This is a genomic window from Streptomyces thermodiastaticus (assembly GCF_014656135.1).
In the GTDB taxonomy this organism is placed as follows: Bacteria; Actinomycetota; Actinomycetes; order Streptomycetales; family Streptomycetaceae; genus Streptomyces; species Streptomyces thermodiastaticus.
Map to the genome: position 1 here is coordinate 40,694 of NZ_BNBV01000034.1, position 15,092 is coordinate 55,785.

10 protein-coding genes, 1 other RNA gene and 1 pseudogene are annotated in these 15,092 nt (G+C 74.3%); 10 read left to right on the forward strand and 2 right to left on the reverse strand.

Annotation, left to right across the window (positions count from 1 at the left end):
• Window positions 1–81 precede the first annotated feature (81 nt).
• Entirely contained in the window at window positions 82–3,582 is a 3,501-nt protein-coding gene (locus IE286_RS23825) for an FHA domain-containing protein (RefSeq protein ID WP_189798834.1), read from the reverse strand.
• A gap of 500 nt (window positions 3,583–4,082) precedes the next feature.
• On the opposite strand from IE286_RS23825, the gene IE286_RS23830 reads away from it, so the two are divergent.
• From IE286_RS23830 to IE286_RS23845, 4 genes are all read left to right on the forward strand, one after another.
• Window positions 4,083–5,780 (forward strand): serine/threonine-protein kinase, encoded by a 1,698-nt coding sequence (locus IE286_RS23830; RefSeq protein ID WP_189798835.1) that lies wholly within the window; start codon window positions 4,083–4,085, stop codon window positions 5,778–5,780.
• A gap of 183 nt (window positions 5,781–5,963) precedes the next feature.
• On the forward strand, window positions 5,964–7,199 hold the full coding sequence (locus IE286_RS23835) for a serine/threonine-protein kinase (RefSeq protein ID WP_189798836.1): 1,236 nt from the start codon (window positions 5,964–5,966) through the stop codon (window positions 7,197–7,199).
• A gap of 65 nt (window positions 7,200–7,264) precedes the next feature.
• Window positions 7,265–8,380: a peptide chain release factor 2 gene (gene prfB, locus IE286_RS23840; RefSeq protein WP_125498727.1), complete on the forward strand. Its 1,116-nt coding sequence runs from the start codon at window positions 7,265–7,267 to the stop codon at window positions 8,378–8,380.
• 295 nt (window positions 8,381–8,675) lie between these two features.
• On the forward strand, window positions 8,676–9,530 hold the full coding sequence (locus tag IE286_RS23845; RefSeq protein WP_189798837.1) for a hypothetical protein: 855 nt from the start codon (window positions 8,676–8,678) through the stop codon (window positions 9,528–9,530).
• A 178-nt stretch (window positions 9,531–9,708) separates the two neighbouring features.
• On the opposite strand, the gene IE286_RS23850 is transcribed toward IE286_RS23845, so the two are convergent.
• Window positions 9,709–9,900 (reverse strand): hypothetical protein, encoded by a 192-nt coding sequence (locus tag IE286_RS23850; protein ID WP_125498730.1) that lies wholly within the window; start codon window positions 9,898–9,900, stop codon window positions 9,709–9,711.
• A 287-nt stretch (window positions 9,901–10,187) separates the two neighbouring features.
• On the opposite strand from IE286_RS23850, the gene ftsE reads away from it, so the two are divergent.
• From ftsE to IE286_RS27410, 6 genes and pseudogenes are all read left to right on the forward strand, one after another.
• Window positions 10,188–10,877 (forward strand): cell division ATP-binding protein FtsE, encoded by a 690-nt coding sequence (gene ftsE, locus IE286_RS23855; RefSeq protein WP_125498732.1) that lies wholly within the window; start codon window positions 10,188–10,190, stop codon window positions 10,875–10,877.
• Window positions 10,878–10,914: 37 nt separating this feature from the next.
• Window positions 10,915–11,832, forward strand: coding sequence for a permease-like cell division protein FtsX (ftsX, locus tag IE286_RS23860; RefSeq protein WP_189798838.1), 918 nt, complete (start codon window positions 10,915–10,917; stop codon window positions 11,830–11,832).
• Between the two features lie 68 nt (window positions 11,833–11,900).
• The gene (locus tag IE286_RS23865; protein ID WP_189798839.1) at window positions 11,901–13,085 is read left to right on the forward strand and encodes a S41 family peptidase; all 1,185 of its coding nucleotides are present in this window, start codon (window positions 11,901–11,903) and stop codon (window positions 13,083–13,085) included.
• A 79-nt stretch (window positions 13,086–13,164) separates the two neighbouring features.
• Window positions 13,165–13,644, forward strand: a complete 480-nt coding sequence (gene smpB / locus IE286_RS23870; protein ID WP_125498737.1) for an SsrA-binding protein SmpB — start codon at window positions 13,165–13,167, stop codon at window positions 13,642–13,644.
• Window positions 13,645–13,838: 194 nt separating this feature from the next.
• Window positions 13,839–14,239, forward strand: a transfer-messenger RNA (tmRNA) gene (gene ssrA, locus IE286_RS23875).
• 301 nt (window positions 14,240–14,540) lie between these two features.
• Window positions 14,541–15,092 (forward strand): annotated as a pseudogene (locus IE286_RS27410) (hypothetical protein); the annotation flags it as partial.

Below are 15,092 nucleotides of genomic sequence, written 5' to 3' on the forward strand. Positions count from 1 at the left end.
GCGCCAGCGGTCCCCGCCGCAAGATCGTGACCACGTCGTGATGCCAGGTCAGTGATGCAACAGCCGCACGGGACAGAGTGGTTACAGCAACGAAGGGACCCGCGCGGCCGACACCTGGCCGGCCGCCCGCTCCAACGCGCTGGCCAGCAGCGCCAGATCGGTCGGTCCATTGCCCAACTCCCGTACCGTGCGCCGGGCCGGCGGATCCCCCATGCGCTCCCACTGCAACGGCACCACCGTGGGCCGCTGCGTCGCCGTCCGCGGGATCCGCCCGGTGACCCGGCCGCCCTGGAACGGCGTCACCGTGCCGTCCGGCCCGGTCAGCCGGCCCCGGCCCGGCCCCGGCTGCTGCGGGCCGGAGCCCGGCGCGTCCAGCGTGATACGCAGCGCGGCCCGCCGCGCCGGTTCGCTCTGCGCCGTACGGCCCCCGGGCACGGCCGCCGCCACCAGGTGCACGCCGAGCCGCCCGCCGTCGCGGGCCACCGCCTCCAGCGCCCGCACCACCGACCCGGCCGCGGGCCGCCCCGGCGCCCCCAGCGCGGGCGCCACCAGGGCGTCCAGGTCGTCGACGACCACCACCAGCCGCGGCAGCGGCGGCGTCTGCTCGGTCCGCTGCCCGGCCGCCGGGCGCAGGCGCAGCGTGGCGCCGGCGGCAGCGCCGGCCTCCGCGGTGCCGGAGCCGTCCGGCACCGGCACGGCCGGCGCACGCCCGGACGCGGTGCGCTGGGCGACGATCCGGCCGGGCAGCTGCCGCCGGGTGTGCCAGGCGGCGAAGTCCTCCCGCCCGAGCAGCTCGGCCCGCCGTTTCAGCTCCGCGGTCAGTGACTGCGCGAACTCCCGCATGCGCACCGGGTCGTTGGCGGACAGGTGGGTGGTGACGTGCGGCACGTCCGTGCACACCCGCAGACCCTCACCGGGCTCCCCGGCCGCGCCCGTGCCGTCCCGGCCGTCCACCAGGACCACGCTGAGACGGTCGGGGCGTTCGGCGGCGGCCAGCGAGGCCACCACCGACCGCAGCAGTTCCGTACGGCCGCTGCCCGACGGCCCCTCGACCAGCAGATGCGGGCCGTCGGCGACCAGATCCGCGGCGACGGGGCCGTGCGGGCCGGCCCCGAGTATCGCCCGGGCCCGCCCGCCGGGTGCCGCCGCGTCGTCGGCCGCGTCCGCCCAGCGGGCCTGGAGCGACGCCGGCGTGGCCCGCGCCAGCCCCAGCTCGTCCAGCAGCCGCGCCGTCGGCGGCAGCGGCGCGCACATCCGCGCGGGCCGGCCGCCCGCCGCCGGGCGCAGCGGCGCCAGCGCCCGCGCGAACCGCTCGGCCCACGCCGCCGACACCGCGTCCACCGCGGCGACCGTGCCGGGCGTCAGCGGCATCCGCTCCCCGGGGCCCGCGGGCGCCACCCGCATCAGCCGCAGCGCCGTGGCCACGTCGCCGCTGAGCAGCGCCACCGCCCCGCACTCCCGGAACACCGCGCTCGCCGCGCAGGCCGCCCGGTACGACTCGGTCAGCGGCGAGGCCGGCGAGGCGGGCGCCGCCTCGGCCAGGCACACCACATGGATCCCGGCCCGCGGGCCGTGCAGCGTCAGCCGGGTCAGCGCCCGCCGCACCGCATCGTCGCCCGGGTCGCCGTCCACGACCACCACGGTGAACGACCCGGGCCGCCGGCCCGCGCCCGGGGCGTCGTCCCGCGCCCACGACGGACGGTGGCCGCCGGATGCGTGCTCCCGCGCGTCGCCGGGGTGGTCGTCCAGGCGGCGCAGCAGCTCCTCGGTGCGGGCGGCGGCCTGGGCGGCGTCGAAGGCCAGCAGCAGCCGGCAGTCCTGCCCGTGCCGCGGCCGGACATGGGGCAGCCAGCCGAGCCAGGACCACTCCTCGGTGCGCTCCCGCAGCGGACGGTCCTCGCCGGCGCTCAGCAGGACGATCTCCAGCAGCTCCGGCGAGTGCAGCGCGGCGAGCTGGGCCAGCACCGCGCGGGCCAGCCCGGCCAGGCGGGCGCGCGGACCGGCCAGGCCCAGCGCGCCCACCTCGCGCAGCGCGGCGGTCACCGCGACCGCGGGCACCAGCCGGCCCGAGCCGTCGGGGGCCGGGCGGTCGGCCGTGCCCAGCCGTACCGTCAGCACCTCCGGGTGGTCCAACCCGCGTTCCCACAGCCGGGGTCCCGGACCCAGGGCGGCCAGCAGCAGTGCCGCCGGGTCCGGCCAGGTCTCCGGCAGCCCGGCCGCGGGCACCCGGCCGGGGGCGTGCGGTGCCGGGCCGTCCCAGGACGCGCCGTCGTCCGCCGTGCCCCGCGCCTGCGAGCCGCGCCCGCCGGCCAGCCGGCGCGCCCAGGCGCCGAGCCCGCCGCGCCGGCGCAGGCCCTGGGGAGCGTCGGTGCCCCGCAGCGGGGTCGCCTTGCGTCCGCCGGTGTCCTGGGGGCCGCCGTCCGCCTCCGGGTGAGGGCCGGCCTCGTCGTACGGGACGGCGGCCGCGGAAGCACGCGGGTCGTGCGCGGGCGTGCGGTCCGGGAACCCGTGGCTCTCGGCGCCGTCAGCCGCGCCCTGGGCCGGCACCAGCGGGCCGGTGCCGCCGCGGGCCGTGCCCATGCCGGGCGCGGTGCCCGTGCCGGAGGAGGTCGGGTGCGAGCCGAAGGCCGTGCCGGTGCCGGTGGCGAAGGACGTGCCGGGGGCGGGGGAGCGGCCCGGAGCGAACAGCCCGCCGCTGCCGTGGGCGGCGGCGCCGGTGGTGAACGCGGTGCCGGCGCCGGGGTGCGCGCCCGCGTCCCCGGCGGTGCCGGACGGCGCGGACGCCCCGGCGTCCGGCACGCGGTGGTGCTCCGGCGCGGGCACCGCGCCGGGAGCGGGGGCGCCCGGCGCGTCCTTTGCCGCCGCTCCGGTCAGCTGGAGGTGGCCCTCGCCGTCCGGTGCCGTCGCCACCCGGGCCGCCGGTCCCGCGGACGGCGTCAGCCGCAGGGCCGACTCGCCGATGCGCAGCAGCACGCCCGCACCGAAGCGGACCGGCTGAGCCTCCACGGGCTTTCCGTCCAGCACGGTGCCGTTGGTGGAGCCGAGGTCGGCGACCGTGACCCGGCCGTCGGGGAGAACCGTGATCGTGCAGTGCATCCGGGAGACGTCGGGGTCGTCGAGCGGGACGTCGGCGTCGGCGGAGCGGCCGACGACGATCTGCCCGCCGTGCAGCAGATGCACCCCGCCCGCGTCCGGCCCCGCCACCACATGCAGCTGGGCGGGGGCCTCGTCCAGCGCGGGATGCGGCTCGGGCTCGGCCGGTGCGCCCAGCGACAGCACCGCGCCGTCCAGCAGCGGCGGCTCGCCGAGGGTGCAGCGCCGGGCGTCGAGCCGTTCGGCGCCGGCGTAGAACACCGGGCCCGGCCCGGCCTCGCGGCCGGGTCGCCCGTCGACGCGCTCCCGGCCGGTCCGCTCGGGCGGCGCCGTACCGGTGTCCCCGGCGACCGCGGCGGCGAGCGCCGACGCCACCGTGTCCAGCGCCGTGCCCGCGGGCGCCGTGACGAGGACGTCGCGGCCCGCGGGGCGGCCGGTGGCGGAGGAGAGCGGGCCCTGGGGGTCTACGACGGTCAGCCGGATCTGCATCGCCGTCAGCGGTCCCTTCTGTTCTCACCGCGAGCAGTCAGGGACGGAACCGTCCCGCGGTCCCCCACCACGGACATCCCCCACCGCCGCACGAGCACGTCGGCCAGTAACGGTTGGCATCCTCGCACCTGCCGTCGGCACGGTGCCCGCCGCCCACCGCTAAGTGATCTTGATTGGTCGGCTCTGCCCCTAAAAATGACTGATCAGAGAGCGGACATCGATCGCTTCCAGACGCGTCGAGAACGTCACGGGACCGCTCGCGCCCGTCTGTGTGCAACCGCGCGCTGCGGGGCAACGTCTTCCCGTCGTACCCGTACCTGGGGCCTTCCCGTCGTACCCGTACCTGAGGTGGTGCGGAGTCGCAGCAGCCCCCGGGACGTACGGGATCGGGGCGCGGGGCGGGCGGGACCCTCGGGCCACGCCCTACAGTGGGTCGGAACACCGCGTTGGCACCGCAGGGCGGCGCGGGACCAGGCAAGCAAGCACAGGGAGTGCATGACGTGCGGCCGGTAGGCAGCAAGTACCTCCTGGAGGAGCCGCTCGGGCGCGGTGCCACCGGGACCGTCTGGCGAGGACGCCAGCGGGAGACCGCGGGCGACGAGGCCGCCGTGCCCGGCCGGCCCGGCGAGACCGTGGCGATCAAGGTCCTCAAGGAGGAGCTGGCGAGCGACCCCGACGTCGTCACGCGGTTCCTGCGGGAGCGGTCCGCGCTGCTCCGGCTCACCCACCCGAACATCGTGCGGGTGCGGGACCTGGTCGTCGAGGGCGATCTGCTGGCGCTGGTCATGGACCTCGTCGACGGCCCCGACCTCCACCGCTATCTCCGCGAGAACGGCCCGTTCACGCCCGTGGGCGCCGCGCTGCTCACCGCCCGGATCGCGGACGCGCTCGCTGCGAGCCACGCCGACGGGGTGGTCCACCGCGACCTGAAACCCGCGAACGTGCTGCTGCGGCAGACCGGCGGCGAGATGCATCCGATGCTCACCGACTTCGGCATCGCCCGCCTGGCCGACTCCCCGGGCCTGACCCGCACCCACGAGTTCGTCGGCACCCCCGCGTACGTGGCACCCGAGTCCGCCGAGGGCCGCCCGCAGACCTCGGCCGTGGACGTCTACGGCGCCGGCATCCTGCTGTACGAGCTGGTCACCGGCCGTCCGCCGTTCGCCGGCAGCACCGCGCTGGAGGTGCTGCACCAGCACCTGAGCGCCGAGCCGCGCCGCCCCTCCACGGTCCCCGGACCGCTGTGGACGGTGATCGAGCGCTGCCTGCGCAAGAACCCCGAGGAGCGGCCCAGCGCGGAGAACCTCGCCCGGGCCCTGCGGGTCGTCGCCGAGGGCGTGGGCGCGCACGCCACCGCCGCGCAGATCGTCGCCGCGGAAGGCGTCGCCGCGCTGCTCGGGCCCGACCCGGCGCCCGCGTCCGTGCCCGGCGCCGCCGACCCCACCCAGGTGCTGCCGCGCGACGCGGCGGCGTCCCCGGCCGGCGCCTACGACCCCAACGCCCCCACCAGCGTCCTGCCCCAGTCCGCGGGCCCCGGCGACGGCGCGGGCCGGCCGCCCGGCGCGGCCGATCCGACCGCGGTCCTGCCCCAGCACGGCGCGGCCGACCCCACCCGGGTGATGCCGCCGATGCCGCCCGGCGGCGCCCCGCAGGGACCGGACCAGGCGGCCGGTCAGCAGCAGCCCGAGCAGCCGCACCCCTGGCAGACCCAGCTGCGCGCGGCCCGCGACCGCAACGAGCAGACCCAGATCCAGTACCTCGACCCGAGCGAGGACCCGCTGCGCCGCCGCCCCCAGCGGCAGGTCGTCCGGCCCCAGCAGCAGCCGCAGGCCGGGCCCGCCCGTCCGCAGCCCCAGCCGCAGCAGTACGCCCCGCCGGCCCCACCGCGCCGCCAGACACCGCAGCCCGACCAGTACGCGCCGCCGCCCGCGCCCAGGCGGTCGGCCCGCGAACCGAGGCCGCCCCGCGAGCCGCGCCGGCGCAGCGCCAACCCGATGAAGATCCCCGGGCTGGGATGCCTCAAGGGCTGCCTGTTCACCATCGTCATCCTGGTCGTCGCGGGCTGGCTCGTGTGGGAGCTGAGCCCGCTGCAGAGCTGGATCGGCACCGGCAAGGGCTACTGGGACCAGCTGACCACCTGGGTCGGCGATGCGGCCGACTGGGTGAAGAGCCTCGGCAGCGACGAGCCGGCCGGGTGAGGAGCCTGAGCGGCACCTGAGGCGCACCCGGCAGCACCGGCTCCGGTCGCCGGCGGCGGACCGCGGTGCCGGGCCGCCCGTCGGGGATGCGCCGACACCCGACGGGTGACTTCCGCCCGCGCGGGGAAGGCCGGCTCGCCGAACGCGTAGCTTTGTCGGCAACACGCCTGTACAGGAGCAGACTTGGCACGGAAGATCGGCAGCCGGTACACCGCCCACCAGATCCTGGGACGGGGCAGCGCCGGCACGGTGTGGCTCGGCGAGGGACCGGACGGCCCCGTCGCCATCAAGCTGCTGCGCGAGGACCTGGCCTCGGACCAGGAACTCGTGGGCCGCTTCGTACAGGAGCGCACCGCCCTGCTGGGGCTGGAGCACCCCCACGTCGTCTCCGTGCGCGACCTCGTGGTCGACGGCGACGACGTCGCCCTGGTGATGGACCTGGTCCGCGGCACCGACCTGCGCACCCGCCTGGAGCGGGAACGGCGGCTCGCCCCCGAGGCGGCCGTGGCGATCGTGGCGGACGTGGCGGACGGGCTGGCCGCGGCGCACGCCGCCGGGGTGGTGCACCGGGACGTCAAACCGGAGAACGTGCTGCTGGACATGCAGGGCCCGCTCGGTCCCGGCGGCGCGCATCCGGCGCTGCTGACCGACTTCGGTGTGGCCAAGCTCATCGACGCTCCGAAACGCACCCGCGCGACGAAGATCATCGGTACCCCCGACTATCTGGCCCCGGAGATCGTGGAGGGGCTGCCGGCGCGGGCCGCGGTGGACATCTACGCCCTGGCCACGGTGCTGTACGAGCTGCTGGCCGGCTTCACACCGTTCGGCGGCGGGCACCCCGGGGCGGTGCTGCGCCGGCACGTCACCGAGACGGTGGTGCCGCTGCCCGGCATCCCCGACGAGCTGTGGCAGCTGATCGTGCAGTGCCTGGCGAAGGCCCCGGCGTCCCGGCTGCGCGCCTCGGAGCTGGCGACGCGGCTGCGGGAACTGCTGCCCGCGCTCGCCGGCCTGCCCGCCCTGGAGGTGGACGAGCCGGACGACGACCCGGTGGTGGAGCCCCAGGAGGAGCCGTCGGCGCAGGCGGCGCCGTCCGCCGGGGACCCGGCGCGGCGCACGGGAGCGGTGTCCCTGGTGCCCGGCGCGAAGCCGGACTCCAACCGGGACACGCACACCTCGATGCGGGTGCCCGCACCCGATGAGCTGGCCGGCGGCGCCCGCGGCACGGCCCGTGCCCCGCGCACCCCGGGCACGCCCCGCCCCGGTTCGGCCCGCCACCGCACCGCCGCCCGGCGCCGCCGGATCACCCTGTCCGTGGCCGGGCTCGCCCTCGTCGCCGCGGTGGGCGCGGGCGCCTGGTGGGCGACCTCCGCGGACGACACACCCCAGGACGCCCCCCACTCGGCTCCGCCGGTGCCGTAGCGCCCGCCCGGGGCGGTCCGCCGCGCCCGGCGCTCCACGGTTGGCGGAGCCGTTACGCTGGAGGCGTGGCAGTCGTCGACGTATCCGAAGAGCTGAAGTCCCTCTCCTCGACCATGGAGTCGATCGAGGCCGTTCTGGACCTGGACAAGATGAGGGCAGACATCGCCGTGCTCGAGGAGCAGGCGGCCGCGCCGTCCCTGTGGGACAACCCGGACGAGGCGCAGAAGATCACCAGCCGGCTCTCCCATCTCCAGGCCGAGGTCAGGAAGGCGGAGGCGTTGCGCGGGCGGATCGACGATCTCGCGGTCCTCTTCGAGATGGCCGAGGAGGAGGACGACCCTGAGACCCGCGCCGAGGCCGAGGCCGAACTCGCCGCCGTGCGCCAGGCGCTGGACGAGATGGAGGTCCGGACGCTGCTGAGCGGCGAGTACGACGCCCGTGAGGCGCTCGTCAACATCCGCGCCGAGGCCGGCGGTGTCGACGCCGCCGACTTCGCCGAGCGGCTGCAGCGCATGTACCTGCGGTGGGCCGAGCAGCACGGCTACAAGACCGAGGTGTACGAGACCTCGTACGCCGAGGAGGCCGGCATCAAGTCGACCACCTTCGCCGTGCAGGCGCCGTACGCGTACGGCACCCTCTCCGTCGAGCAGGGCACCCACCGGCTCGTGCGCATCTCGCCCTTCGACAACCAGGGCCGCCGGCAGACCTCCTTCGCCGGCGTCGAGGTGCTGCCCGTCGTCGAGCAGTCCGACCACGTCGACATCGACGAGTCCGACCTGCGCATCGACGTCTACCGGTCCTCCGGGCCCGGCGGCCAGGGCGTGAACACCACCGACTCCGCGGTGCGCATCACTCACCTGCCCACCGGCATCGTCGTCTCCTGCCAGAACGAGCGCTCGCAGATCCAGAACCGGGCCACCGCCATGGCCGTGCTGCAGGCCAAGCTGCTGGAGCGGCGCCGCCAGGAGGAACAGGCCAAGATGGACGCCCTCAAGGGCGACGGCGGCAACTCCTGGGGCAACCAGATGCGTTCCTACGTCCTGCACCCGTACCAGATGGTGAAGGACCTGCGCACCGAGTACGAGGTCGGCAACCCGGAGGCCGTGTTCAACGGCGAGATCGACGGGTTCCTGCAGGCCGGTATTCGCTGGCGCAAGCAGCAGGAGCAGCAAGCAAAGTAACTTTGTCGACAAGGCAACTGCCGCCCGCGGGGCGGCGGTTGCCTTTTTGCTCCCGGGTTGCCGGGGATTCGCGGCACGCTCACATCGCTCTTCGCCCCGCAAAGGACGCGTACCAGGACATCGCGCTCGCAACGGCCTTGACGTTGCTTTGATTTACCGGGAGGGTAAAGCGCGGCATGCGTGTCTCTGGGGCGCATGTGAACCGGGGGGCTTGCTTCAGTGTTCAGCTACCTCCGTCGATCACGGCCCCGCGCGCGGCCTCACAGACCATCCAGCTACTGGGGGTAGCAACTACATGACGAAGAAGACGCGGATCCGGGTCGCGAGGATAGCCGCCGGCGCCGTGATCGCCGCCGGTGCCTCGCTGACCGCCGCGGGTGCGGCGTCGGCCGCGGGCCTGGAGATCGGCGTGGGCCTGGGCACCGACGGTGTCTCCGCCAAGGTCAACGTCACCGACGACCCCTCCTGCGACATCGGCACCAACCCGGAGTGCGACGACGAGCCCGGTAACCCGGGCGGCGGTGACGACCAGCCGGGCAACCCGGGCGGCGGTGACGACAACCCCGGCAACCCGGGCGGCGGCGACGACAACCCGGGCAACCCGGGCGGTGGCGACGACAACCCCGGTAACCCGGGCGGTGGCGACGACAACCCGGGCAACCCGGGCGGCGGTGGCGACAACCCGGGCAACCCGGGTGGCGGTGACGACAACCCCGGCAACCCGGGCGGCGGCGACAACCCCGGCAACCCGGGCGGCGGCGACGACAACCCGGGCAACCCGGGCGGCGGTGACGACACCCCCGGCACCCCGGGTGACGACGAGAGCCAGACCCCGGGCACCCCGGGCGGCGGTGACAACGGCTCCGGCAACGGCGGTGGCAGCGACACCTCCGGCGGCGGTTCGAACACCAGCCCCGACGGCAACAGCACCGTCCCCCAGGAGCAGGGCTCCTCGGCCCTGACCGACACGGGTTCGGTCACCCCGGTCAGCAACACCACCCCGCAGGGTGAGGGCAGCGGCAAGCAGCTCGCCGAGACCGGTGCCGGTCAGACGGCGTTCCTGCTGGTCGGTGCCGCCACGATGATCGCGGGTGGCATCGGCTTCCGCGTGCTGCCGCGCATGATGGCCGGCCGCGGCGCCGCCGCCTGAGCGCACCCCGTCACAGCCGTCCGCCACGGACGGCGTCCGTAGGCCTACGGAACGCGCCCGGCGCGCAACACCCGAGGGGCCCGGAGCACACGCTCCGGGCCCCTCGTAGCACGTTCTGGGGTGTCCGCGGACCACTGTCCGCCGAACGGGCGTCCCGCCCTCCCCGCAGGATGCGCGGTCACACGGTCTGGTGTGCCAGCAGCGCCACCGCGGCGATCAGCACCACCAGCAGCGCGATCAGCGCCATCGGGTTCCAGCCCGCGAACCCGTACTCCTGCTGCAGCCGCTCGCGGTTCGCACGGCACACAGGGCACCGGCCCTCGCTCACGGGCGCCGCGCAGTTCGCGCACACCAGCCGGTCGTACGTCATGCGCTCGCCCTCCTTGCACCGGTTCCACCTGTTCAACGCTCGCGCGCACGCGAACGTTCCCTCCTCCACCATGCCAGGTTCCCCGGAATTCAGCGCGTGATCCCCCGAGGTGCCCGCCGGGCGGGGGCCTGCCGGACGGCCGGGGGACGGCCCGAGGGGCGGCCGGAGGTCCGGCAGGGCGCGGACATAACGCCCAACTGTCCCGCAACCCCCACCGGCGCCTGCGCCCGCACAGCCGACTCGCGTAATGTCACGCTCATCTACCCCCGGCGACACGTGGTGCATCCGTGATCCGATTCGACAACGTCACCAAGGTCTACCCCAAGCAGTCCCGCCCCGCCCTCAGGGACGTCTCCCTGGAGGTCGAGAAGGGCGAGTTCGTGTTCCTGGTGGGCTCCTCCGGTTCCGGAAAGTCCACCTTCCTGCGGCTGATCCTGCGCGAGGAGCGGGCCACCCACGGCCAGGTGCACGTCCTGGGCAAGGACCTCGCGCGGCTGTCCAACTGGAAGGTGCCGCAGATGCGCCGCCAGTTGGGAACGGTGTTCCAGGACTTCCGCCTCCTGCCGAACAAGACGGTGGCCGAGAACGTCGCCTTCGCGCAGGAGGTCATCGGCAAGTCCCGGGGAGAGATCCGCAAGTCCGTGCCGCAGGTGCTCGACCTCGTCGGGCTCGGCGGCAAGGAGGACCGGATGCCGGGCGAGCTGTCCGGTGGTGAGCAGCAGCGCGTCGCCATCGCGCGGGCCTTCGTCAACCGCCCCAAGCTGCTCATCGCCGACGAGCCCACCGGCAACCTCGACCCGCAGACTTCCGTCGGCATCATGAAGCTGCTCGACCGCATCAACCGGACCGGTACGACCGTCGTGATGGCGACCCACGACCAGAACATCGTGGACCAGATGCGCAAGCGCGTCATCGAGCTGGAGAAGGGCCGCCTCGTCCGCGACCAGGCGCGTGGCGTCTACGGCTACCAGCACTGACGGAAGAGTCCACGTCGGAAAGGCTTGACCCAAGGCCATGCGCGCCCAGTTCGTCCTGTCGGAGATCGGCGTCGGTCTCCGCCGCAATCTGACGATGACCTTCGCGGTCATCGTCTCCGTAGCCCTGTCCCTCGCGCTGTTCGGCGGGTCGCTGCTGCTGAGCGACCAGGTCACCAAGATGAAGGGCTACTGGTACGACAAGATCAACGTCTCGATCTTCCTCTGCAACAAGAACAACGCCGAGAGCTACCCCCAGTGCTCCAAGGGCGCGGTCACGGAGGACCAGAAGAAGGCCATCCTGGCGGACCTGAAGAAGATGCCGGTGGTCGAGAAGGTCACCTACGAGTCGCAGGACGAGGCCTACAAGCACTACAAGGAGCAGTTCGGCGACTCCCCGCTGGCCTCCGCCATCACACCGGACCAGATGCAGGAGTCGTACCGCATCAAGCTGAAGGACCCGCAGCAGTACCAGGTCATCGCCAGCGCCTTCAACGGGCGTGACGGCGTGCAGTCCGTGCAGGACCAGAAGGACGTCCTGGACAATCTCTTCAACCTGCTCAACGGCATGAACTGGGCCGCCCGCATGGTGATGGCCCTGATGCTGGTGGTGGCGCTGATGCTGATCGTGAACACGGTGCGCGTCTCGGCGTTCAGCAGGCGCCGCGAGACCGGCATCATGCGCCTGGTGGGCGCCTCCGGCTTCTACATCCAGGCGCCGTTCATCGCCGAGGCCGCCGTGGCCGGGCTCATCGGCGGCGCACTCGCCTGCGCGTTCCTCGCCGTCGGGCGGTACTTCATCATCGACCACGGCCTCGACCTGGCCCACAAGCTCACCCTGGTGAACTTCATCGGCTGGGACGCCGTCCTCACCAAGCTGCCGCTCATCCTGGCCACGAGCGTGCTGATGCCCGCACTGGCCGCGTTCATCGCGCTGCGCAAGTATCTGAAGGTATGACACTCGCCTCGACGGGCCGTACGGGCAACGCGCCGTGCGGCCCGTCGCCGTTGTCTAGACTCACCGCCATGCCAGGCCGTGACCTGTTGTTCTGCCAGCCCCGCCGCTCTCGCACCGGGGCCGCTCTGACGCTGGTCTTCGCCGGTGTGCTGCTGACCGGGGCGGCGACCGGGGCCCTGCCCGGCTCCCGGCCGCAGGCGGCCCGTCCGCAGGCGTCCGGCGCGACCGGTCCGGCCGCGTCCACCGTGGCGCAGCAGGACGTCGCCAGGGCCGCGGCCGAGGCCATGGCCGAGGGCAAGTCCCCCGTGGAGGCCGCCGAACGGGCCGTCAGCCGCAGCGGCGACCGGTGGGCCGCGGTCTACTCCCAGGACGACTACGAGGAGTTCCAGGAGGCCCTGGACGGCCAGTACACCGGGGTCGGTCTGTCGGCCCGGCGCGAGCGGGACGGCCGGATCGACATCACCCGGGTGCAGCCGGGCTCGCCCGCCGCCCGGGCGGGCATCAGCAAGGGCGACCGGCTGCGCAGCGTCGACGGCCGGACGGTGGACGGGCTGCCCGTCACCGAGGTCGTCTCCTTGCTGCGCGGCGACGCCGAGGACGCGCCCGCGGGCACCGCCGTCACCCTGGGCCTGGAGCGCGACCGGCGCACCTGGACGAAGACCGTGCGCAGAGCCCGGCTGTCGACGGACCCGGTCGCGGTGAGCCGGCTCTCCGGCCACGCGACCCTCGTGCGGATCTCCGCCTTCACCAAGGGCGTCGGCGACAGCGTCCGCACCGCCGTGCGCGAGGCACCGCCCGGCGACGGCGTCATCCTGGACTTGCGCGGCAACTCCGGCGGCCTGGTCACCGAGGCCGTCGCCACCGCCTCCGCCTTCCTCGACGGCGGCCTGGTCGCCACCTACGACGCCGACGGCCGGCAGCACGTGCTGCAGGCCCGGCGCGGCGGCGACACCACCCGGCCCCTGGTCGCGCTCGTCGACGGGGGCACCATGAGCGCGGCCGAGCTGCTCACCGGGGCCCTGCAGGACCGCGGCCGCGCGGTCGTCGTGGGCTCGCGGACCTTCGGCAAGGGCTCGGTGCAGATGCCGCGCCGGCTGCCCGGGGGCTCGGTCGCCGAGCTGACCGTCGGGCACTACCGCACCCCCAACGGCCACACCGTCGACGGCCACGGCATCACCCCCGACCTGCCCGCGGACGGCGACGTGCTGCGCCGGGCACGTACCGTCCTGGCCGGCCTCGGCCAGTCCCGCTGAAGCGGGCCGCCGGCCCGCGCCCGCAAGGGGTCTATATCGCTCCCGCGCGCCCGCTGTGAGGTGCGAAAATGACGGCACTATGGCAAAGGAAAAAGGGCGGAAGCTGATCGCGCAGAACAAGAAGGCGCGGCACGACTACCACATCCTCGACACCTACGAGGCCGGGCTGGTCCTCACCGGCACGGAGGTGAAGTCGCTGCGCCAGGGCCGTGCCTCGCTGGCCGACGGCTTCGTGCAGCTGGACGGACACGAGGCGTGGCTGCACAACGTGCACGTGCCCGAGTACAGCCAGGGCACGTGGACCAACCACAGCGCCCGCCGCAAGCGGAAGCTGCTGCTGCACCGGGTGGAGATCGACAAGCTGGAGGCGAAGTCCCAGCAGACCGGGCACACGATCGTGCCGCTGTCCCTGTACTTCAAGGACGGCCGCGCCAAGATCGAGATCGCGCTGGCCAAGGGCAAGAAGGAGTACGACAAGCGGCAGACGCTGCGCGAGAAGCAGGACCGGCGCGAGGCGGCCCGTGCGATGGCCGCGGCCCGGCGCCGGCAGCGGGTCTGAGCAGGGCGGCGCGACCGGGTACCGTCCGCGGTCCGGCCGCACGGCGACGCCGGCGCGCCCCGGCGCAGACCGGACGGAATATGCTGGCATCAGCGGGCGTTGGTCACGTACGATGGTCCGCGCACCGCGAGCCGGTGCGATGCCCTTCTCGCAAGGGTGTGCGCCCCTCTCCGGAGGGTTTGAAAAATCAACATGGGGATGATCGGTTTCGACAGCGGCTGTCGAAGCAGGGGAAGCGTGCCGAGGAAGCGGCCATGATCTCGTAAACCACAGGCCGAAAAAAATAATCGCCAACACCAAGCGCGATTCCTCCCAGCAGGCCTTCGCCCTCGCTGCCTGATCTCAGGTAGCGACCGCGAGCCTCCTATCACGGGAGTGTCAGCCCGGGGCTGTTCCCGACCCGGATCCTGGCATCAGCTAGGGAACTCCACCTCGATCCCGGTCACGGGGTGAAGAGGGAAACCGCACAGTGACTGAGCCCGTCGGAGACTTGTCCGCGTGATCTCCGGGGCCGAGAAAAGCGAAGCGGACTGCGCACGGAGAAGCCCTGGTTCTGCACCGTTGGACGCGGGTTCGATTCCCGCCATCTCCACTCACCACCCCATGTGGGCAAGGCCCTGTCGCCCGGCGCGACGGGGCCTTTGTCATGCCCGGCGGCCCGTGCACAGGCCCGCCGCAGTTGTGGTGCACGAATGGATGCATTCGGGGGCGCATCGATCACTTCCGTTCATCATCGGGCTTCTCGGCGTGCGCCGTCGCGCGCGGGCGTACGTTCAGGGCGCCGAGCAGGGTGGGATCACGGGGGCGCTCGGGCAGGTGGGGGCCTGTTCCGGCGGCGTGGGCTCGGAAGCCGCAGGCGCACCCCGGAACACTCCCGTGGGGGGAGCTACGTGCGCGTGACGAAGGGGCCGGAGCCGGCCCGACCCGAGTGGCCCGAGGCCGGTGCGGCGGGCGGAACCGACGTCGAGGTCCAGACGTTCCCGGAGACGGGCGCCCTGACGGCGGCCCGCGTCGAGGATCCCTGGGATCCTGGGGATCACCGGTCCGAGGAGCCGGACACCGGGTCCGTCGCCGAGGAGTCCTCCGTCCTGCCCGGCCGGCCGGAGGGACCGCCACGACAGGAGCGGACCGGCGCCGGCGCGCACGGCCCGGTGTTCGTCGATGTCTCCGGCCGCCGCAGCCGCCGTGTCCGCCGCCTCGGCATGGCGGTCGGGGCGGCCTGCGCGGGGTACGCCGTCGTCATCGTCGCCACCCTCGTCTCGGGCAACTCCACCGCCCCGTGGCTGCCGGTGCCGGGCCAGGGCGGCGACCGGCCCGCGAGCACGGCGGACACCACCCCGGAGCCCTCGCGCTCCGCCGGCCCGTCGGGCACCGGCGGCGACGTCGCCGTCCCCGGCGCGCCCGCCCCGGCCGGCGCACCGCGGACGTCCGGGTCCGCGGCGGCCGGA